Here is a 21133-nt window from a genome sequence, read left to right as displayed (position 1 = left end):
TTGATCTCTAATAGTAATGGTACTACACCAAACCGCTAAATATCGATATATCAATGATTAAGCTTTCACCTTTTGTGAACTCACATACATTACGAAAAATTGCGTAGAAAGTGCCAAGCCCCTAAGTACAGTCATGAACATGGATGAAGATATGGTTTGCATAAAGATGTCTCTTTGCGTGACAACTTCCTATCACAATCCCTTTATGGTCCAGTCATATCAAAAAACTACCCTATAACTTCACCATGTAACGGTTGACCTCAAGCTAAGTGTTATTCCGTTCTGATAATTCATTCCGTATCCCATCGTTAGCACAAGGTGCAGATCTTTAGCGGTTCAACCCTGTGGCGCGCGCTCGTATCCCCGCCACGCCTGCCCGCTTTGTGTAGTGGTTTTCATGCAGTTGCATAACATAAGCAAAAGCCCGTCAGAACTGGCGGGCTTCGACATAAACGATCCACTAGCGATCATTCATTTTCATGCAGCATAGGTATGCACCAGAGTTACTTTGAGGTGCAATGGATGATACCTACAGATTTGCTACCCAAGGTCATGCTGAAAATCTATCGCATCTGTATGATGCCGCGGACATAGCGAAATCTCCCTATGCAGTGACAAACTACTTGAGTAAATACTGTTGTGTTACCACAAGAAGGGATTCCAAAAGGAAAACAACGCTATGTTATCTAGTACATATAGCTATAAATGTCTTAATTTCAGCCAATACATTGAATTAAATGAAAAAATACTTTAGTTTGTATACGATTTTTTAGCGTTCAAGATTATGCAATTTTTTGGAGAGAACTATAAGTGGGATCTTTCAGTTTACTTGCATCACGACCAATACCAACTGTGTTAGAAACAAGACAGTTTAACTCAGTTAACGGCAGTGACGCCGAATCTTATGCAATGAGTCAATTCATTCTTGCTTGTAGAGGAGAGGGACACTGGGGTTCCAGGGAAGACGACAATTCAAAAATAGATTTAATATTATCCTTCGAACATCCATGGGCATCAAAAGAAAGAATGCTTATATTGTCGCAAGTTAAATCAGGGGCAACTTATGGTCATTTATTAGAGAAAGGTTTTGTATTAAATTCGGCCGCAAAAAAAGCAGCCAAAAGGACAACTCACCATATATGTGTCGTTTGGGTTGACAGAACTAATCGTAAAGCGTTTTGGGCCTATATACATCCAAATACTACCCTTAAAAACCAAACTTATGGAGAATATCACTTAATCACTCCGGCTACACGTTTTGACCTGGCTCGCTGTATGTCCATGGTACGTGCAGGTGAATCTGGGGCAAAAGGAATCCATGTAAGAAGAAGAAACTCACTACTTAAAAATCGGCGAGCGTTTGTTAAAAAGCGTTATTCTGATCAAAAAGAAATAACATCTCCGGTGCTTGGGAAAATCGAGCTTACACGGCTTGGTTGGAGACATATGTTCAGAAAGAGTCGCAGAGAAGAAAACAAAGCAACAAGTTTGGACATTATTCCCTACTTGGGAAATTTACTAGTTCGGTTTCCTTCAACTCATGCTATTACTTCCTCTGATGTCCGTGATTACGGCTGTTTTACTTACCAAAGAAGAGAGCACTTATTGAAGTTTAATAATCTAGAGGTTACTTATGCCAAAGGAGAGGAAAAAAATAAAGTATGTGCTTATATTCGTGTTATAGAAGAAATAAGGTATCCAAAAGATTGGACTAACGCGGTAATGCTATCACAGCAGGTTGAAAGACGAGTGGTTTTGAAGTCAGCATATTATAAATAACGAGGCCGTTGGGAAGCCAGCACTTGCGCCCATGCTCTGCCAGATTCCGGTTTCGAATCGGTTCTCTGGCAATAATGCGGATAGCGTACTGGGCATCAGCCTTAGCTTTTGCACTCAACCCAACGACCAAGCGATGAAGCATACTAGTAAAGAAACTTTAATTCTAGATGTTTTGAAGCAATTCTCACATCAAGTATTAATTTTTCTAAAGCAATGACCTAATGGTATGTCAGGTTTCAACGAAAATTGGCAACCAATCTAGATAACTGTACCTTTTCAAAAAATTGGTGAGTATCGTTAGTCTCCTTTAGCCGTTGTTCCAGTCTGGTCGCTTCAATAAAAAGCAAGGCCGCCGTACAGCGAAACTATGTAATCATAGCTTAAGCCAAATCACTCATCTAAGGCGTGGCCCCATTAGTAGTTTGAGCGCTCACAGCCTCTCTGGCGATAAAACTACTCAATACCTAGCACGAAGTTACTATCATTTTGCCCATGACTAACGCCTCGCATGGCTCGTTGTTCAACCTTGCTAGCGTCAGAATCAAGTCCTAACGCCAGCAACGTTCCTATACCTAACTGGGGAGATCCATTGAACGGTTGTACTCATGCGCACGGATTTTCGCCATCAGTTCATCTGTCAACTCTGATACCCACTGGATAGCAAGCCGCTTCTCTTCATCATCGCATTCACTAGCAGCTACAAGCTTCACAAAAAAATCAATGCGCTGGAGCTTCAACGACTCCAAAAAATAGTCCTGCATTTTCCCCTCCATCAAAATAACTGTATATAAACACAGTATATAGTTAACCTTTAAATGTAAATTGTTTTTTCTATGTTTCAAACAGATGGCTCAAGTGCGATGCTTTACAAGAGACAACGGAATGAGGAATTAATCGATGCGTAAAGCATGTATTGAACTTATGGCAGGAACTAACGCAGCCTGTCTGGTTGCAGGCGAACTAGGCACTGGCCGCTGCCTTTACTTGGTTGTAGTAATGGAAGACATATTTGGTAAGCCCACAACAGAACAATGGCTTAAATCTTTAAGGCTTTGCGAGGCCAAAGCTGTCGAACTTAAGTATGAAGTTGCCCGCATTCGCGGCAAAAGTCTGGCTGGTTTGTAACCTTCAATTTGAGGCGGCTTAGTACCACTGCCGCCATTTGTCATCTTCCTGCAGCCGGTGGTTACGGTAAATAATACGCAGCCCGGCACCTGACGGAATGCTGCCGCCACGTAAAAGTAGATCCACTTCAGCATCGCTTGCATTAAATCCCCGGGAGCTGAGTTCTGCCTCAAGCTGCAGGCGCTGCTTTTCCGAAATGTTCTGTTTGTATGTTTTCTTCCTCTTCGGTTTCACCAGCCTTAGTCGCGCGGTAAGTTCCCGGCGTTCCTTCTGGCTCATGCTGTGGAGGTAATCATGCAATTCCTGCTCATCCATGGTTTTAATATCGGGTAGATCCCCCCCTGCCTGGTTCAAATTTTCAACAGGGGGACAGTTATTGCCACGAGTCCAAGGGGCGCAAGCGCCCTGGTCGGCTGACGCCTCCTGCAGGTCAACGTCAACGGCCTTACGAACCATTTTCCATTTCACCGCGTGCGTACAAATCCGCCCTTCCTGAATAGGGGACCAGACGCCATAAATACGGATACCATGATCGCCGTAGGCGCTCGGCTCATCGTTCAGCTCATAGGCAGTTCTGACCAGGTGGTGTTTGCGAGGGACCAGCACGCCGCCCTGTGCCATGATGTAAGTGGCAAAGCAACCGGCATCAGCCGCAGCCAGCACAGCATCAAGACGCGGGTTGCCGATAACAGGCCGCGCATTTGCAAGGGCCGCCAGAATCTCTGGCGTCAGTTCAGGTTTCCCCGGTACGGGTTTTAATGGTGGAAGGTCGCGTTTAGCCTGGCCCGCCAGCAATCGCAGCTCACGATAAGCCTGGCGGCCCGGAATACCGAAAAAGCGGAATTGCTGGACGCGATGCAGTGATGCCCAGGCGTTCACGTTCTCCACGTTATCGCGTAATGATTTGCCGGTTTCCTTGCTGACTTCATTAGCCAGGCCGCGCCCATCAATATTCTTACTGATGTATTTAGCGATATAGCTGGTTGGCGTGCCTTTGCGCGGGTTGATTAGCTCGGACTTAAAGCGCGGGCCGGTATTGTTTCCCAACTCCTCGCGGTCCTCACGAATGGCAAACTTGCGCAGCAGTTCCGTGATCGCTTTGCGGTGTTTCTTGCGCATAAAGCACAGCAGATGCCAGTGCACAGTGCCATCATGATGAGGCTCAGCCACTCGCACGCCGTACCAGCGCAACCCGGCTTTATGCATGGCCTTACGGAATGCCGCGAACGTATCAACCAGATAATCACTACTCTGCCGTACTGTGGCGCTGGTCCATTTCGGGTTTGGCCTGCCATTGTTGAGCGTGGCGTGGAAACGTGACGGGCAAGTGATGGTGTAAAATACAGCACAGTCGCCGCGCATTTCCGCAATCAGCTCCAGCCCTTTCACACAGGCCATCATTTCGTTGCGGCGGTGGGCCGGGTTGCTGGCGCTGGCGTTTACCACATCTTCCAGATCCAGCGTATCGCCCTGCTCATTGGTCAGTTCATGCGAACGGAAAAACTCCAGCGATTTGCGGCGCTGCTCACGCTTATGGATCACCGCCTCATAGCTAACGTACGGCGACGCCTTTTTGTTAACCAGACATACCGCGCGCAACTGCTCCTCGCGCCATTCGCAGCGCATCTGCCACAATTTGCGATACCACCAATCCGCGCACAGCATACGCGCCAGCGAGCCGGGAATAAGCTCATAGGGCACAGGCTTGCGTCGGCGTTTCTTACGGCGCAGACGCTCAAACGCTGGCGGGATAACATCAAGGCGCATAGCCTCCGCAGCAACCTGTTCCCACGCCTGGCGGATTTCTTCCGGCTTCACTTCGTCAGTGGAATAGAGATCACCGCAGGCAGCCTCCAGACACATGCTCATATGAGCCGCAACCAGCGTGGACAAGCGCTTGACCTGATCCTGATTCATTTCAGGCAGAACCAGCAGCCCTTCCAGCCCTTCATGGCTCGCCATGAATCGGAAGGAAGCAGACACCTGACTGTCACGAGCAAGCGCCAGCCGTTCAAGGCATGGCCTTACGGTTTCGCGCAAATAGCGGGAATATGCCTGCGGACGGCCCAGACAATGAAAATATTTAATGCGCTCAAGCAGAGGCTTGCTGATGTGTGATGGTTCAGCGCTTACGTCTGCCAGAATGACCAGATCGGGGTTAAACCGCTGCTGCTCACGTGCCATTTTGGCGCCGCTGATCAGTCGGTCCTGCTCCATTTCACGCAGAACTGGATCACGGGCTTCGTTATAGAAATAGCGTTCCCAGACCTCATCACTCATTTCTTCCCGGCGTAGCATTTCCTGCTCGTTGTCAGCCGCGTAAAGAGTGATCAGGTTTGAAAGCGCAGAAACCGGCGCAACTTCCGTCGGGGCGAGATACGGATTAACCGCTTTTTTTTCGGCGTTCCAGGAATGGCGGTAATTGCTCATGCTATCTCCAGCTCAAGCTGGAAAGGCTGTAACCCTTTTGACACCCATTCAGAAATTGACGGAGGCTGTACGGCTTCAATAGCCCCTTTAAGAATGGCGCACCTGTTTTTTAAAATGGTTGCCTTAAGCTCCTTTTCTGAAAGCCCACGGGAATATTCCGCCTCACATATCGCACGAGTCAGTTCTGGATATTTTGTATTGAACTTAGGAACATTACAGGCAAGGTTGGTGCTGTCTGCAGTGGCTAGCGGATAATTCCCCAGCACACGCCCATCCAGCATACGCAGGCCATGAATGCGGGTCTGAAAGTTATATTTACAGTAGATGGTCTCGAAAGCATCCTGCATACGACGATGCCAGCGCGGTGTTCTGATTACGGCAAATTCACCAGATGAACCGAAACAAACGGTGGGCCATTCACGGCAAAGCTCAACAAGCCTATCGATAGATTCATGAAGATGCCAAACAGGTACGGCCTTGCCGCGTAGCATTGCCGGCACCTGCCGGATCAGGACGTCATTATCCTTTTCGCCGCCCTCCACCACATCGGGAATAACATAAAAACTCACTTTCGGATGGTGGTAGTAAGCCAGCAGCCATTGATAGAACTTCGCCCAGTCGATCAGCAGGCCACGCTTCCATGCCGAAAAAGCACCATTATCAATACCGACAAGCTCGGCAAATTTGATAGATGCTTCGATTTGGTCCGGTCTCGCATAAGACACGAAAGCACCAGATCTGCTCACCGCAATACGATGAACATCACCAGCGCCTCCCCAAACAGGCGTACCATGAAAATGATGCACGCCGAGCTGTAACTGAGTCACTTCCGCACCTCAGCAGCACCAGATGCTGCTTTAGCTAAATCAACACCAAACCATGGAAATTCATCCGAATAGATAACGGGTGCTTTAGAAACGGCGATGATTTCAACTGCAGATTTACCTTCACCGGCAGCCACGCCCATGCTGCGTTTTGCATTGATGCGATTGCGGGTGAAGTTGCGATAAAGGGAGCGAGTCAGGGGCGTATCGCTATTGGACACGATGACCGGATGACCTTCTGATGAGCGACGTTCAAGGATAGACGCCAGATAATACTGATCATCCTCGGTAAATCCGTCAGTGTGATATGCAGTGAAAGTGTCGTCATACGGTGGATCGCAGTACACCACATCGCCGACTTTCAGCATTGCTAACGTTTCGTCATAACTGGCGCAGATGAAGGTGGCACGCTCTGCCTTTTCGGCAAATGCTCTAATTTCGCTTTCTGGGAAATAAGGTGCTTTGTAATTACCGTATGGAACGTTGAAATGGCCTTTCTTGTTATAGCGGCAAAGGCCACGATAACCATGGCGATTGAGGTATAAAAACATTGCCGCCTTTTCCACTGCTGAAATAGACGTTAAATAATTAAATAACTCACGAACAACATAATACCTTTCTGACGTATTATCTTTATCAAAATGCTCACGCGCAGTATTGATAAACCATTCCGTATTCTCTTTTATCTGGCGATATAGGTTAATTAAATCAGCATTAATATCTGCGACAAGATAATGAGGATAGTCTGTCGCCATCATGACAGCGCACGAACCTGCGAAAGGTTCAACAAGACGCTGACCTGCTGGCAGGTGTTTTTTCAGTTCCGGCATGATGGCAGTTTTATTGCCTGCCCATTTTAGGATGGTGCTCATTCAACACCCCCAACCGCAGCCATCGAAAGCGCCTGAACGTCATTTTCGTCGAGTGGGGCAATAGACATCATCACCCAATTACCGCCAGCGATGTTCAAGCCATCAAGCGGTAATATGTGCGTAACTTTTACTACCAGTTTATTTCCCGAATAATCCCCCGACCATTCGCGCAACAACAGAAAATCACCGCATTTATAATTACGGTCATTAACTCGCAATTCTGCTTTTTTCTCGCCATTGGATACGGCATTGAAAAAAAGCGGCCCTATTTTTACGCCATGAATTACGCTCATAATGTGCTCCCGTCGAATCTGGCTGTTAACCCAGCCTTAGCACCCGCACGAAAACCCTCGTAATTCGCGACTTGCTCCATGGTGTTCCATCCGCCTTTCGTTCTATCACGCTTCTCAGTCAGCCGATCCACTGCGCTCTCAAGGTCACCCCCCACTAACTGACCATCGTTCATACGGCGCTGCTGCAGTTCGACTAACCCAGCCAGCAGACGCGGGTGAAACCCTTCCGCTGTCAGGCCCCAAATCAGCCGCGCTAATTCGCTATCAGTAAGCGGATTAGTTAATTTCTCGGTAGTCATACAGCACCTCCCACGTAATGTTTGCCTTTCAGTTCAGCGATTTCCTGACAGGTGACGCAGCACTGCACACCCGGCAAAGCGCGGCGGCGAGCTGGCGGGATCGGTGCACCGCAGTCGATACACAGGACGCGAGAAACGCCCGGCGTTTTATTGCGGGCGGTGTGGATATGGCGCTGGCGTTCTTCTTCAACGCGCTGCTGTACAAGGTCCATAGAATCAGCCATCAGTGGATCTCCTGCGCTTCGTTCTGGATGTTTTCAGCTGCGACACGCAGCAGCTCTGCCGCCTCAACATGGTTAAGCTGACGGGAAGTAATACGGCTAGCCAGGCTATCGAGACGGGCAGCCATTGCTGCAGCACGCGCGCGGCGTTCTTCCATACGCGCATCCGTCAGCATCTGGTTGAGGCCAGCATCATCTGGGCCGCTTTTGGTGAATCGGGTTTCAATATTTCGCATCGTTCGTTCTCCTGAATTTGGGCAAAGGAATGCCCGGCGGGTTTACGCCTTTAATTTCTGTGGTTGGTTAATTCGGCATGGCTAGCCGAGTTGGAAATAAGCTCACCACTGTACGGAAATGGTTCATTGCTTTAATCAGCTCCCGCTTTTCGTCAGTCGTCAGCTCACTAACATTGACGCTATGACGTTCCGCTGGAATTTTTGCCATAAAGAATATTGCGGCTAGTGCGCGTTTATTCTGCTCATGGTTAATATCCCGTTGGTCCCGCATATCGCTAATAAAGCGCCCTAATTCTGAATCAATATTTAAGCCAAACACTTTCGCCCTTAATTCCGCGATGTGGTTTAACCCATTAAGGCGGAGGCCAGCGCTTAGCGGAACAGTCGCAGCATCGCCTTCAATAGCCATGGTTTCCCCTGTTTCGTGGTGGACAGGTCAGCCAGCAGCGCATCCTGCGAGCGGCAGGGATGCCAGCGCTTGCCATCCGTTCCAGTGATCCAGCCGTGACCGTAATGCGGGGCCGGGCTTTGCTTAACGAGCAGCGATGCAAAAGATGGCTCTTTAGTCAGCATAAGCACCTCACAGCAGGCCAAACGACGCGCCAAGGCCCGTCACTGTATCAACGGCACTAGCCATAGCCGGGCTGGACTGCAGGCGCGCCTGCATCGATACCGCGGTTAATGCCATCAGGCGAGTAACAGAGTTGATACTGTCGATAATCTGGCGGCGTCCTGCAGTCGTCAGTGACTCACCAGAAACAGCACCGGCAGCGACGTGCCCAATCTCAGCCGTTGCTTTAAGGACGTACTGCGGCATTTTCTCTTTTGCCACTTCATTCAGCGGCACGCACGGCAGGCAATGGATTTGTGCCAGGAAACCATCAACCAGCGTGGAATCCTCAGTAATATCCGTCAGCACCCAGATTTCCGGCGGCGTCAGTTGGTGCGGCTGGTCCGGGTTCAGTTTGTTGCGCAGAGTCTGGACGTTCATTCCGGCGCTGGCTGCCAGCTTCGCCATATTGTGACGTAGCGCGAAAGCGCGGCAGGCTTCGTCAAAGTGCGGATGTTTGGAAATCTTATAATCAAACATGTAACCCCCTTAGAAAGTTCTCATAATTGAACTTACTAACCGACAACTACGTTGTAGTTAAAGGCTGATTGGTCCATGTTTTTACGTGCCTGTTCCTTTTTATATTTGAGGTAAAGAATGAACACGCGACCTTTATTTTTTTCTTTCTTTTCAATGTAGTTAGCCAGTTTACCGCTATGAATCATCTGATAAACCGAACCACGGGAATAGCCTTCCCATTCAGCAAATTCGGCTGGCGTCGCTATCACTTTTGGTACACGAATTGAAATCTCTGTGCTCATAGTGCAGTATCTCTCGATTAAGGTTTGGTTTACGTCGTTTTATCTTGTTTTATTTGATTCAATAATTGATACATCGAGATACTACGATCCAATATTTGATACGTCAATAGGATTAAAAAATGATACAGGTGAAAGCTGGTGAGAATACCGGTGGAAGAGAGGCTATCCATAGGCTAATGGCTGCCTATGATTTCAAGTCCAGACAGCAACTGTGCGATCACCTAGGCGCATCAAAAAGCACTATGGCAAACAGATACTTAAGAGATAGTTTCCCAGCAGAATGGGTGATTCAGTGTGCTTTGGAGACAGGGGTTTCTTTACTGTGGCTCACTACCGGACAGGGCGAGATAGGTTCAAACATTGACCCCAAAAAAGATATCAATTTCGTGAACTCTAGCAAAGTTAAACCCCTTTCTGAGCTTGTTTCCCCCGAAATTGATAAGGCGACTCTCAACGGTGGTTTATTGGTCGATGCTGGAAAAGCAATCATTGATAGCAGCCTGCTCCCCTCAGACCCAAGCAACCTATTGCTGGTGAATACTTCTGGAGATTCTTATTTAGTGGACCGCAGCCAGACACCACCAGTTAACGGTATGTGGTTGGTAGATATTGACGGAATAAAAAGCATCGTGAAGTTAACACGGCTACCAGGGAACAGATTGGTGGTCCATCAAGACGAATCATCCTTTGAGTGCAGCCTTGATGATATCGAGGTAGTAGGCCGCGCATTAAAAATAATCAAGAGCCTTTGATATGACTATCAGAAAGCAGCCAAACGGAAAATGGTTGTGCGAGTGCTACCCTAGCGGGCGCGATGGCAAGCGTGTGCGTAAGCAATTTGCGACGAAAGGCGAGGCCATAGCATTCGAAAACTTCACAATGGATGAAGTGAACAAAAAGCCATGGTTAGGTGAAAAGGATGATAGGCGTCAGTTGTCAGAAGTGATTCAACAATGGCATTCGCTTTACGGGCAGACTCTTGCGGACCCTAAGCGCCTGATGGCGAAACTCAGTATTATTTGTAATGGCCTGGGCGATCCAATTGCCTCCGAGCTGACTGCCGGAGACTTTACTAAATACCGTGAAGCGCGTCTAAAAGGTGAGGTCAAAAATGAAGATGGCGTTCCTATGTCACCAGTTAAGCCACGCACGGTAAACCTAGAACAGCGAAATCTATCATCAGTTTTCGGCACGCTGAAAAAGCTGGGCCACTGGTCAGCACCCAACCCACTCGCCGGACTACCAACATTCAAGATCGCAGAAGGCGAGTTAGCATTCCTAGCGCCGGAAGAAATTAAACGCCTGCTGGATGCCTGCGGCGATTCAGAAAACCCCAGTCTGCTCATGATTGCAAAAATCTGCTTAGCTACCGGCGCCCGCTGGAGTGAAGCCGAAAACCTGCAGGGCCATCAGTTATCAAAATACCGAATCACCTACACAAAAACCAAAGGCAAGAAAAACCGTACTGTGCCCATATCACAGGCTCTGTATGACGAACTGCCAAAGAACCGAGGGAAGTTATTCACGCCATGCAGAAAAGCCTTTGAACGTGCAGTGAAACGAGCTGGCATTGACTTGCCAGAGGGCCAATGCACCCACGTCCTGCGCCATACTTTCGCCAGCCATTTTATGATGAACGGTGGAAACATCCTTGTGCTTCGCGATATTCTGGGCCATGCAGATATAAAAATGACGATGATATACGCCCATTTTGCACCTGATCATCTTGAAGATGCTGTGACAAAGAACCCACTATATTCATTAAACTATTTGTAAGGATAAAAATGGAAAGCGATAGTTTATCTAATGGTTTAAATAAAATATTTGCAATTGCAGCCAAGGAGAAAAGATTAAATTTACCATTTACAGTAGAGTCCGACATAATTAGTGATTTCAAAGACAAATGTCAAATCTACTTCAGCATTCTAAATAACTATGCTGAAAATAATGACAATGCTTTATCCAGGAGAATCGACAGACGTTTAGAAAAAATAAGTGAGATATATTTTGGCATAGTCTTCTCCCTAGAAAAATTCTTATCTGGTGACATAAAATCAGCATATGACCATTTTGACAAAACATTCTCTGATAAGGCTACATCTCGTTACATCCATCATATATCAACCCCACTTAATAAAATATGCAACAAATCCAAGCCTCTTTTTCGCGTCAGAAAATCCGATTCCTCTATAAAAGATAGAAAAGAGATGTTTCACATTCCTTTCTCTATGCGGCATCTAGTTAATGCACAAAGATACTCAGTTGCAGGCTTGCCCTGTTTATATCTTGGTTCTTCCTTATATGTCTGCTGGCTAGAAATGGACAAACCAGATTTTGATAAATTATATATATCTTCTTACTCATCAAATGAAGAAGATTCTAAAATTTTAGACTTCACCTCCGAAATCCTATACTCATCTTTTTATGGCATAGTCAATGACGATGAAATGTCATATCTTACAAAAATGTCATATATTTGTTTGATGCCATTAATTTATGCTTGCAATTTTAAAAAAAAGAACAACAGCACATCATTCACTCAGGAATACATCATCCCTAATTTATTAATGCAATGGATCAGTCGCCGAGGAAAATCTAACATTGTTGGTATCGCTTACAGATCAACTAAAATGGTTAAAACAAATGATGGAGATAAGTCAATCAATGTTGTACTCCCACCAAAAGTTACTTACCAACAAACAATCTCAAAGGATTTTTGCCCCAAATTAATTAAAATGTTTAAGCTAACCCCCCCAGTATCTTGGCAAGTACTCAAAACACTAGATTACACATGCGACCCAGATGAGAGAGATAAAGCCAAATCGGCTTCAAGGTTTTTGAGGCGCAATGAACGTCTGTCAGGGATCAAAAATTTTGACGATAGCATTGTTCACCTCTATCCACTCACTGACTTCCATAAACTCGAAAAGTGTATGGATAACTTGCTTGAGTATGGCGTCATCGAAGATAAGAAATGATGGCGGCATTTTGGCGGCAAAGACTTAAAATCACATAAAACCCAACAGATAGGAAAAACAATAAGATGATGATTTTAAAAATAAATGTATGTTTTCATTAGTGTATAAATGGTATGTAGGAATTTCGGACGCGGGTTCAACTCCCGCCAGCTCCACCAAAATTCTCCATCGGTGATTACCAGAGTCATCCGATGAAGTCCTGAAAGCCCGCACGGCGCAAGCCCTACGGGCTTTTTTGTGCCTATCGTTGTCCGAGGATATTCGGCTAAACCCAGAGAAAATCGGTCCACGTTTAGGTACACACTATACTGTGGTCCATTAAACGTGTATCAATTATGGAAGGGATCCAGACATGGCGCTTATCCCCCCCCTCACTAACAACGAAATCCTTAAAGCCAAATCTCGGGAAAAGACTTCACCCTTAATGATGGTGATGGCCTGTTCTTGCTCGTCAAAACCACCGGTAAAATACTCTGGAGCTTCCTCTATCAACGTCCGGTCAATGGCAGCCGAACCAATTTGAGTCTCGGCTCATACCCTGCTCTTACTGTCGCAGCCGCTCGTCAGTTACGCGCCAGCACTTAACCGCGCTCGCACAAGAGATAGATCCGCAGCAGCAACAAGAGCAGGCATCAGAACAGCGTCAGATTGAGCTTGATAGCATTTTCTCAACTGTGGCCGCTAACTGGTTCCAGTTAAAAAGCAGAAGCGTCACAGAGGATTATGCGAAAGAGACTTGGCGCTCACTAGATAAAGACGTGTTCCCTGCGATCGGAGCAATACCAGTGCAGGATCTTAAAGCCAGAACGATTGTCGAAGCACTGGAGCCAATAAAAGCGCGCGGCGCATTAGAGACTGTTCGTCGCTTGGTCCAGCGCATTAACGAAATAATGTTTTACGCAGTCAACACCGGCCTGATTGATGCTAACCCTGCATCAGGTGTTGGAATGGCATTTGAGAAACCCAAAAAGCAGAACATGCCCACGCTACGACCAGAAGAATTACCTACGCTGATGCGTTCTTTGGTCATGTCAAACCTATCCGTTCCGACTCGTTGCCTTATTGAATGGCAGCTCCTGACAGTTGTGCGCCCTTCTGAGGCTTCCGGTACTCGATGGGAAGAGATCGATCTCGATGCCAAACTCTGGATGATTCCCGCCGAACGAATGAAGGTTAAGCGAGAACATATTGTCCCATTATCAGCACAAGCATTAGAATTACTTGATACAATGGAACCTATCAGTAAACATAGGGAGTATGTTTTCCCAAGCAGAAATGATCCTAAAAAATATGAATAGTCAGACGGCTAATGCGGCACTTAAACGCATAGGCTATGGTGGGAAACTGGTCGCTCACGGATTACGTTCTATAGCAAGTACGGCCATGAACGAACATGGTTGGAATGCTGATATCATTGAATCAGCTCTTGCGCATATTGATAAAAATGAAGTTCGTAGAGCATACAACAGGTCAACCTACTTGAGTCAACGGAGAAAGTTGATGAGTTGGTGGGCGGAAATAGTTAAACCAAGTAAGTAGATAAAATTATGAGCGACTTCGATAGAATTGAGGAATTAGCAGGAGAAGGGGTCTACTCAGGCGTAGAACTCGAAGACGAGATGTCTCAGGATGACAACTCCGACAAGGAGCCATTCGATACAGATTCAATTTCAATTACTCCTAAGACAGTAGCATTGGATACTGTCTTACGCCGTATAAAAAATAATACAATAAAACTAGCTCCAGATTTTCAGCGTAGTTATGTTTGGGATAAAAAAAGGAAAAGTCAGTTAATTGAATCAATGATGCTGAAGATTCCATTACCGATGTTTTATGTTTCTGAAGATAAAAATGGTGTATGGGAAGTTGTTGATGGATTGCAGCGCCTTACTACTATTAAAGATTTTATTTTAGGACCAGACTATGATGGTAAAGGATTTAAATTATCTGGATTAGAGTTCTGGAGCACTCCATATGATGGCTATGATTATTTTAATTTAGAGAAGAATGATGAAAATATAAAAATAATCAATAATATTATGGAGACTGAACTATCATTCATCATTATAAACCCTGAAACACCAGAAAAAGTTAAGAGAAATATTTTCAAGAGAATCAACACAGGTGGAATGCGGCTATCAAATCAAGAGATTAGACATGCGTTATATCAAGGGCGCGCCAGCATACTATTGAAATCCATGGTTGAAAATGATGTTTATAATGATGTTGTAGGTAGAACAGTCAAAGATGACAGAATGGCTGGTAGAGAGCTTATACTAAGGTATTTAGCTTTTACATTATTCGGCTACCATAATTATTATGGAGATATGGATGATTTTTTATCAAACACAATGAAAGCTTTAAATAATGAGAAAATTAAAGAACTCCCTTTAATTGATATACCTGAGGATGACGTTATCATTAACACGTTCGAATTAGGTTTGCACCGAACATATGAGATTTTTGGAGAACATTCTTTTCGAAAATCGTTACCTGGAGATACCAGAAAAACACCCGTTAACAAATCTCTTTTCGAACTATGGTTGTACTTATTAACAAGAGCTAAAAAAGACTCATATGACGAAATCATCTTGAAAAAAGATATTTTACTGAATGAATATAAAGACCTTCTTAAAAATTATGAGTTTATGAATTCAATAAGCCGACATGGTGCTGGAGTACAAGGCGCTAAATTTCGTAAAGATTGTCTTTTGGACTTACTAAAGAGAGTAATCAATGCTTGATAAACTTGTTTTAAAATCATTTAAATCCTTTATCTATTCAAAGTTAGAACTTTCTAACATAACTGTACTCACTGGGCTAAATAGCAGTGGTAAAAGTTCAGTTCTACAAGCAATAAGAATGTGCAAATTAGTAGATAAAGACCACTCACCTTATATTCAAGGATTTGGTGGGTTTACCGATCTCAAATCAAAATTGACCTCTCAACAAAAGCCTGTGCAGATTCTTCTTTCTAGTAAAGAAATGAAAAACTATCTATATCTATCACTAAGAGAAAATATAAACAAACACAGAACAAGAATAGATAGGTTTTCGGTAGAATATATCTCAGCTGATAGACATGGTCCATGCGTAACATTACCTATTATGCCTCAGGATATTGATGATATTACTGTTGGTGAAAAAGGTGAGTACTTTGCAGATTATTACTCAAAATTTGAAAGTGTTATAATACCTGAAAAACTTCGCCATGCTAATTCAACAGGAAATACGTTAAAGCATCAAATTAATCACTGGATGGGAGAAATATCACCTGGTGTTGATTTGAATTTCTCCGTTACGAAAGAGCAAGATATTTCCCATCTAGGGGTTAATGGTTTCAGAGCAACTAATACAGGGTTTGGAATAAGTTATTCACTCCCGATCGTGTTAAGTGCATTAGTAATGTCTTCAGAGGCTCCCCTAGATAGCTTCAAGCAGTCAAAAATGAAAGCATGGCATTCTAATAAAAATAAAATTTTAATAATAGAAAATCCTGAGGCGCATTTGCACCCAAAAGGCCAAACAGCTCTCGGATTATTGTTAGCTATAGCATCTTCTTGTGGTGTCCAGATAATTGTTGAAACACATAGTGACCATTTTATTGATGGCGTTCGATTAGCAGTCAAAAACGTAGGTGCTACACTGGCTCAAAAAAGTATCATTTATTATTTTACGCGTGAGAAAGATAAGGATACAAAAATAGAGAAAATCAGAATAAAAGAAGATGGGAAGCTCACAAGCTGGCCAGAAGGTTTCTTTGACCAAAGCACAATTAATTTATCTAAATTAGCAAAAAAATAAAAATGAATATAATCAACTACTTAGATGAGAGATGGGTGGTGGAGTTATGTGCTAATATTCAAGATAACTCCAAAGAACTTGAGTGTTTCTTAGAATTGGCCGAAGCTGTTAAGAAAAGCTGCGGACGTTCAAGCCTCTCTCTCACCTCAAATATATGGATAATTAAATGCGGTCACGATAATTTATGTGACATCTTATATGGCCCTTTAACTCAAGATCCTGATTTAAGGGATTACCTTTTAAGACTGGCAAGAATCATTGATGAAACTGATAGTTATGAAATAGACAAACCTGAAAATCACGCATATAATTCAGAAGCTCACGCGGCTTTACACTATAATAAGACAGGCGGCCTTTTATATAAAGAAAATGAAGAATTACCTTGGTGGGATGATAGTTCTATGATATTAATTGACTGCCAAGATAAAATACTTTCTTTATTCCGAAAACTTCCTATTTACCACAATATGGGTCTAGACGAATTTGATAGTTATCTAGAGAAATGCTTTCCTAATATATATTTTCTCGATGATGCGAGAGATTTTTCTAAAACAGATATTAGCGAAAAAAACGACACGAAACTTTCGGTTATTATAAAGCATTTATCATATCTTAATGATCATGCACAATATGACTACCTTATAGATCCAGAACAGTTTGAGCAAAAAGCACTTTCTCATGGTGTAGAACTATCTAGAGAAAGCAGTAGTACAAAACGAAACCAAGATGCAGTTAAAGAAAGAACAAAAAAAATAAATGAGGAGGCTCTTTTCTTTGAATTACACACCAAACTCAGTAGAGAAAAAGGTAGAATCCATTTTCATATAGGCTCAAGCCTGAGCGAAAAAATAAATAAATTAAGTGAAGGTCATCTAATAGTTGGCATTGTGTGCAAACACTTATCAACTTAATTAGCACCTCAATATTAAGCTGCCACTTTAATCACTCATGATAAGTGGCACCTATTCATTTTAATAGAATCCCCCCTAATAAAAATCAGCACTTTTTTTTCAAATAAATAAATCAGTAACAATATTCACATGTATAGCGGCAGAATAATTTCTTCTTAAATATCACACAATCTACATCGTGGGCCGATTTTAATGTAAGAGTACGTGTCAGGATCTAATTTGCAAAGATAGATTATTGCACGTACACATATAATTCGTTCTAAAATCTATGAGTTGCGATCATGACGCCAATAAGTATGCCTTCACGATGCGAGCCCCCCTCGTCCTGTAAGTATCCCACATCCCCCTACCTACCAATAACTTGTTGTCACTACTTATAGCTCTCTTGTTTGAATCTCAACAACAACAGTAAAAATATGCACATTACTGCTGGCGCGCAATGCTCTCCCCGCCACGCCCGCCCGCTTAAGAAGTCGCTTTTAATGCAGATGCACGAACCGGCTCAAGCCGCATCGGTACTGGCGTGGTGGGGGAAATAAAATATGGGGATTTGCATGCAAAACCATGCACCTTAAGTATGCATGGCTTTTTTCGGGAAAAATAGCGGAATTTTCGCGGATTTGTTTGCGTGCTACCATGCGGCCAGTTCTGCACGTAGGCGGGTATAAATCAGGTTCTGTGCCGGGGTGAATATCTGGCGATTATCATCCCGCGAGGCTGCATCAGGCCTGAACCCGATGGCCGTTAAAATATCGCTGTCCTGCGCGGAATAATTAATTTTTTCACCTGCGGCCAGCCACACCGACAGGGCTTCACGCAGATAATCAACCGAGTGCTGCATGGCGCTCTGTTTTACTGCGGGGAGATGTTCGTTATATCCCATCAGCTCAGGGACCAGCTCCGCGCCGTGCTGATGCATAAAGTCATGGAGCCGATTGCGGATGCTTACAGCTGCACCTCCTCATGTGAGCGGATATAGCGATCGGCGGCCTGATTAATCTCCCTTTTTTTCACGTCAATATTGTCGCGTAAATCCTGCATTCTATACGGGATTTGTTCGTCACCGGCAAGGAGCTGTTCACGGTATTCCCGTTCAAGGTCTGCCAGTTCGGCTTTACGTTTCAGCTAGGTGTTTTTGTTTGTCTGACAGGCCTCAAAGACCTGCTGCAATGTCACAGTGGTCACGTGTCTCTGTAGAGATGGCATCCTTTTCGGCTGATCTCACAATCACCACAGCGGTTATCGGCGGAGGTCACCACTATGCTCAGATTCACAGCCGATAGTGCGACTGCACCAGACCCGACGGGAAGCTGCGGCTGGATAATAGCGTCAAATCGATATCATGGGGCAGGACTCCGAACAGCGGTTTTCCCGAACCGAGCAGAACAGGAACGATAGTGACAACGATATCGGCGACCAAACCTTCGCGCAGGAACGACTGTATTAACTGCCCGCCATCGATATATACCCTGTGCACGTTTTTCTCCTTCAGGTGAGCAAGAGCCTCCCCTGGCGTGAAGCATGAAAACTGCACCTTACCCTTCAGCGCTTCGGGCACGGGAGTATCAGTTAGCTGACGGGAAAGCACCAGCACGGGTCGGTCATAAGGCCATTCGTCAAAGGTCAGCACCTTCTCATAGCTGCCTCGCCCCATAATGATCCAATCTTTGTCTGCGATAAATGCGGCATAGCCATGATCTTCTGTCGGGTCATCGCGCTTCAACAGCCAGTCGATATCGCCATCCTGTCGGGCGATATAACCATCAAGACTGACCGCGATGAAAACATGTGTGGTGACCATTAAGAGCTCCGTATTCAGGTTGCATATATCTCGTTGAGTTTAGCAATGTTAGCGATATTGATATGCCCCGATAAAGCCACATCACCAGGTTAGCAACGTCCGCTCCAGGCATGAAGCAAAGCTGAGTGAGGAGAAAAGCCGATGTACCTGTTTTCTACTATTTAAGCCAGCCGATCGGCTGGCTTAAAATCTCCCCAAATTAAATCCAAATATCGTTTTCTGCGGTGCGTTCCCCACCTTCATGCCCGGTATTCCTGACACCACAGGGTTCTATCATCATCATTTTTACCGTCGTCTCAGCTGACGTTTTATGCTCAACACCTTTAGGTACAACAAACATTTCTCCTGGCTTGACAAGAACATACCCGTCACGAAAATCAATACGCAAAACCCCCTCAACTACGATAAAGGATTCGTCGGTTTCCGGATGTGAGTGCCAGATAAAGTCGCCCGCTATTTTCACGATTTTGAATTGGTAGTCGTTCATCTGCGCGATGACTTTTGGTTGCCAGTGAGTATCGAAGAGAGAGAACTTCTGTTCCAGATTTACAGGTGAGTACATGATGACATTCCTTAATGGCTAAGAAACGCCGAGGATAAATAATATTGCGGTACCGGTATTGAACGATCGTGCAACTCAGGGACGGCGTTTTTGAATAAATGTTTGCCAACGACCCGGTGAAATGCCATATGCTTTTATAAACTGGCGTGTCATATGACTTTGATCTGAAAACCCCGCCTCCAATGCAGACTCCGCAAGTGACAGGCCTAACTGAATCAGATGTCGACAGTATGCGAGACGGCGCATTGTTACGTAGCGATAAGGACTCGTTCCGAAAAGGGTTCGAAAATCCCGGCTCAGGCTCCAGCGATCTTTACCACAGACGGAGGACAACGTATCCAGCGTGATGTTCTGGCTGAATTCAGATTGTATATATTCGCGAGCGCGCTCGACAGACTGATAATCCACAAGGCATCGACGAAATCGCTGCCCTGACACGACTGCCAGAGTCTGGGCAAGATCGTAAAGGGCATCCTCCTCTTCAAGCGTATCAATAGAATCTTCTGGCGCTTTTAAAAGCGGCCCGGTAGCGGCAAACAACCGGGGATCAGATGAGATCCCGCTGTGAATAAATGGTAACGGTTTGCCGCCTAAAATTTTCTGAATTAAAGCGGGCTCGATATAAAACATCCGATACTGAAATCCCTCGAGCGTTCCTGCCTCTCCATCATGAATTTCATCCGGGTGTAAGACCATCGTCCCACCAGGTAAACTATGTTGTTTACTGCCACGATAACGGAAACGTTGCACACCAGACAATGTCCTGCCGATCGCATATGTATCGTGCCGATGAGGTTCATAACCATGCCCGCTGAAATACGCCTCCAGGCGCTCTATTTTCCCTGGCGTGTGTGCAAGCTTGACCCAGTCTTTATTCTTTTGTGCATTCGGCATCAATAACATCTGTTTCATAATTGTAGGAGAATCCACACCATAAACGTTTAGGATGCAGTTTTGAAAGAAGTATGATGAAAGTGCGTAAAGGTTCTTCTTCGAAATCTTTCAGGAAGGGGCATCTCAAACCCAGGGTAATCCTTGTAATCTTAGGTTACGGCTTTTTTTCCGGTGGAAAAATGCCTGCCATAGCAACCATAATCAGCAGTTGCATAAAGCAATACAATGATGGAGCCCCAATACTTAACAACCGTTTCTGGTACTCAGCAGACGACTAGCAGGATCACTTAGGACGTTATAAGCAAAGAGCAAACATAGTTTTCATCTCTACTGTTTATAGTGACGCTGACTGGATGCAGGATATCGCAGGAGAGATGCTTCGGGGCGTATTGGACGTCGCAGCAGTTCCCCTCCGCAGTTCGAGCACTGGCCATTAAGCCGTTGGGTCACGCAATCAATGCAAAATGTGCATTCGAATGAACAGATGTATGCCTCTTTCGATTCAGGAGGCAAATCTTTATCACAGCATTCACAATTAGGACGGAGTTCAAGCATGGTGGTCTCTTATTGTTAAGGGGCATCATTAGATATACCAAAGGCCAACTACCTGTATCGCCTTCGGCTAAAGATGACGTTATTGTTTCTCGCATGTATCAAATGAGCATGGTCTACAGGCGGGAAAAATCAAGAGAGTGAATTACCCGACAGAAACGCTCACTTCTGGAAACCGTTG

24 protein-coding genes and 2 pseudogenes are annotated in these 21133 nt (G+C 45.0%); 9 read left to right on the top strand and 17 right to left on the bottom strand.

Features of this window, described 5'->3' with window-relative positions; genetic code table 11:
* Window positions 1-909 precede the first annotated feature (909 nt).
* The gene (locus AC2CGP_RS18060; protein ID WP_484502415.1) at window positions 910-1779 is read left to right on the top strand and encodes a hypothetical protein; all 870 of its coding nucleotides are present in this window, start codon (window positions 910-912) and stop codon (window positions 1777-1779) included.
* 572 nt (window positions 1780-2351) lie between these two features.
* Here AC2CGP_RS18060 and AC2CGP_RS18055 read toward each other — a convergent pair.
* A complete protein-coding gene (locus AC2CGP_RS18055; protein WP_063090871.1) occupies window positions 2352-2540 on the bottom strand; it encodes a hypothetical protein in 189 nt (62 codons plus the stop codon).
* 136 nt (window positions 2541-2676) lie between these two features.
* On the opposite strand from AC2CGP_RS18055, the gene AC2CGP_RS18050 reads away from it, so the two are divergent.
* Window positions 2677-2904 (top strand): hypothetical protein, encoded by a 228-nt coding sequence (locus tag AC2CGP_RS18050; protein WP_046669924.1) that lies wholly within the window; start codon window positions 2677-2679, stop codon window positions 2902-2904.
* An 18-nt stretch (window positions 2905-2922) separates the two neighbouring features.
* On the opposite strand, the gene AC2CGP_RS18045 is transcribed toward AC2CGP_RS18050, so the two are convergent.
* From AC2CGP_RS18045 to AC2CGP_RS17995, 11 genes are all read right to left on the bottom strand, one after another.
* Complete coding sequence (locus tag AC2CGP_RS18045) at window positions 2923-5334, bottom strand: replication endonuclease (protein WP_484502414.1); 2412 nt, start codon at window positions 5332-5334, stop codon at window positions 2923-2925.
* The gene (locus AC2CGP_RS18040; RefSeq protein WP_484502413.1) at window positions 5331-6161 is read right to left on the bottom strand and encodes a hypothetical protein; all 831 of its coding nucleotides are present in this window, start codon (window positions 6159-6161) and stop codon (window positions 5331-5333) included. Before AC2CGP_RS18040 ends, AC2CGP_RS18045 begins: the two co-directional genes overlap by 4 nt.
* Complete coding sequence (locus tag AC2CGP_RS18035; protein ID WP_484502412.1) at window positions 6158-7030, bottom strand: DNA adenine methylase; 873 nt, start codon at window positions 7028-7030, stop codon at window positions 6158-6160. Before AC2CGP_RS18035 ends, AC2CGP_RS18040 begins: the two co-directional genes overlap by 4 nt.
* Window positions 7027-7323: a DUF3850 domain-containing protein gene (locus AC2CGP_RS18030; RefSeq protein ID WP_484502411.1), complete on the bottom strand. Its 297-nt coding sequence runs from the start codon at window positions 7321-7323 to the stop codon at window positions 7027-7029. Before AC2CGP_RS18030 ends, AC2CGP_RS18035 begins: the two co-directional genes overlap by 4 nt.
* Window positions 7320-7622 carry a hypothetical protein gene (locus tag AC2CGP_RS18025; protein ID WP_484502410.1) on the bottom strand — a complete coding sequence of 101 codons (303 nt, stop codon included), beginning with the start codon at window positions 7620-7622 and terminating at the stop codon, window positions 7320-7322. Before AC2CGP_RS18025 ends, AC2CGP_RS18030 begins: the two co-directional genes overlap by 4 nt.
* Window positions 7619-7846, bottom strand: a complete 228-nt coding sequence (locus AC2CGP_RS18020; RefSeq protein ID WP_484502409.1) for a TraR/DksA family transcriptional regulator — start codon at window positions 7844-7846, stop codon at window positions 7619-7621. The genes AC2CGP_RS18025 and AC2CGP_RS18020 overlap by 4 nt, the downstream gene beginning before the upstream one ends.
* The gene (locus tag AC2CGP_RS18015; RefSeq protein ID WP_484502408.1) at window positions 7846-8079 is read right to left on the bottom strand and encodes a DUF2732 family protein; all 234 of its coding nucleotides are present in this window, start codon (window positions 8077-8079) and stop codon (window positions 7846-7848) included. The genes AC2CGP_RS18020 and AC2CGP_RS18015 overlap by 1 nt, the downstream gene beginning before the upstream one ends.
* Before the next feature lie 67 nt (window positions 8080-8146).
* On the bottom strand, window positions 8147-8488 hold the full coding sequence (locus tag AC2CGP_RS18010) for a DUF5347 domain-containing protein (RefSeq protein ID WP_347290295.1): 342 nt from the start codon (window positions 8486-8488) through the stop codon (window positions 8147-8149).
* A complete protein-coding gene (locus tag AC2CGP_RS18005) occupies window positions 8452-8652 on the bottom strand; it encodes a phage filamentation protein Fil family protein (RefSeq protein WP_484502407.1) in 201 nt (66 codons plus the stop codon). Before AC2CGP_RS18005 ends, AC2CGP_RS18010 begins: the two co-directional genes overlap by 37 nt.
* A gap of 7 nt (window positions 8653-8659) precedes the next feature.
* Window positions 8660-9169: a phage regulatory CII family protein gene (locus AC2CGP_RS18000; RefSeq protein ID WP_484502406.1), complete on the bottom strand. Its 510-nt coding sequence runs from the start codon at window positions 9167-9169 to the stop codon at window positions 8660-8662.
* 35 nt (window positions 9170-9204) lie between these two features.
* On the bottom strand, window positions 9205-9450 hold the full coding sequence (locus AC2CGP_RS17995) for a Rha family transcriptional regulator (protein WP_484502405.1): 246 nt from the start codon (window positions 9448-9450) through the stop codon (window positions 9205-9207).
* 119 nt (window positions 9451-9569) lie between these two features.
* Here AC2CGP_RS17995 and AC2CGP_RS17990 point away from each other — a divergent pair, with 119 nt between their 5' ends.
* From AC2CGP_RS17990 to AC2CGP_RS17960, 7 genes and pseudogenes are all read left to right on the top strand, one after another.
* Window positions 9570-10202 carry a phage repressor protein CI gene (locus AC2CGP_RS17990; RefSeq protein ID WP_484502404.1) on the top strand — a complete coding sequence of 211 codons (633 nt, stop codon included), beginning with the start codon at window positions 9570-9572 and terminating at the stop codon, window positions 10200-10202.
* Window position 10203: 1 nt separating this feature from the next.
* A complete protein-coding gene (locus AC2CGP_RS17985; RefSeq protein WP_447864626.1) occupies window positions 10204-11226 on the top strand; it encodes a site-specific integrase in 1023 nt (340 codons plus the stop codon).
* 8 nt (window positions 11227-11234) lie between these two features.
* The gene (locus AC2CGP_RS17980; RefSeq protein ID WP_447864625.1) at window positions 11235-12428 is read left to right on the top strand and encodes a hypothetical protein; all 1194 of its coding nucleotides are present in this window, start codon (window positions 11235-11237) and stop codon (window positions 12426-12428) included.
* Window positions 12429-12780: 352 nt separating this feature from the next.
* A pseudogene (locus AC2CGP_RS17975) lies at window positions 12781-13967 on the top strand (integrase domain-containing protein).
* Between the two features lie 8 nt (window positions 13968-13975).
* Window positions 13976-15172: a DUF262 domain-containing protein gene (locus AC2CGP_RS17970; RefSeq protein ID WP_196338344.1), complete on the top strand. Its 1197-nt coding sequence runs from the start codon at window positions 13976-13978 to the stop codon at window positions 15170-15172.
* Window positions 15165-16232 (top strand): AAA family ATPase, encoded by a 1068-nt coding sequence (locus AC2CGP_RS17965; protein WP_196338343.1) that lies wholly within the window; start codon window positions 15165-15167, stop codon window positions 16230-16232. Before AC2CGP_RS17970 ends, AC2CGP_RS17965 begins: the two co-directional genes overlap by 8 nt.
* Window positions 16233-16234: 2 nt before the next feature.
* On the top strand, window positions 16235-17143 hold the full coding sequence (locus AC2CGP_RS17960; RefSeq protein ID WP_196338342.1) for a hypothetical protein: 909 nt from the start codon (window positions 16235-16237) through the stop codon (window positions 17141-17143).
* Window positions 17144-17774: 631 nt separating this feature from the next.
* Here AC2CGP_RS17960 and AC2CGP_RS17955 read toward each other — a convergent pair.
* The 5 genes and pseudogenes from AC2CGP_RS17955 to AC2CGP_RS17935 all read right to left on the bottom strand — a co-directional run bounded on the left by AC2CGP_RS17955 (window position 17775) and on the right by AC2CGP_RS17935 (window position 20955).
* A pseudogene (locus tag AC2CGP_RS17955) lies at window positions 17775-18268 on the bottom strand (phage polarity suppression protein).
* Window positions 18269-18413: 145 nt separating this feature from the next.
* Complete coding sequence (locus AC2CGP_RS17950; RefSeq protein WP_213759433.1) at window positions 18414-18944, bottom strand: dihydrofolate reductase family protein; 531 nt, start codon at window positions 18942-18944, stop codon at window positions 18414-18416.
* Window positions 18945-19143: 199 nt separating this feature from the next.
* Window positions 19144-19506 (bottom strand): cupin domain-containing protein, encoded by a 363-nt coding sequence (locus AC2CGP_RS17945; RefSeq protein WP_015370120.1) that lies wholly within the window; start codon window positions 19504-19506, stop codon window positions 19144-19146.
* Window positions 19507-19581: 75 nt separating this feature from the next.
* Window positions 19582-20418, bottom strand: a complete 837-nt coding sequence (locus tag AC2CGP_RS17940; RefSeq protein WP_142689252.1) for an AraC family transcriptional regulator — start codon at window positions 20416-20418, stop codon at window positions 19582-19584.
* A gap of 309 nt (window positions 20419-20727) precedes the next feature.
* Entirely contained in the window at window positions 20728-20955 is a 228-nt protein-coding gene (locus AC2CGP_RS17935; RefSeq protein WP_213759432.1) for a DUF1272 domain-containing protein, read from the bottom strand.
* Window positions 20956-21133 lie beyond the last annotated feature (178 nt).

The sequence above is a fragment of the Klebsiella sp. SYXHC3 genome (genome assembly GCF_057196925.1).
The sequence above is the reverse complement of the archived record's forward strand: the minus strand, read 5'-3'. Positions and strand labels throughout refer to the sequence as shown.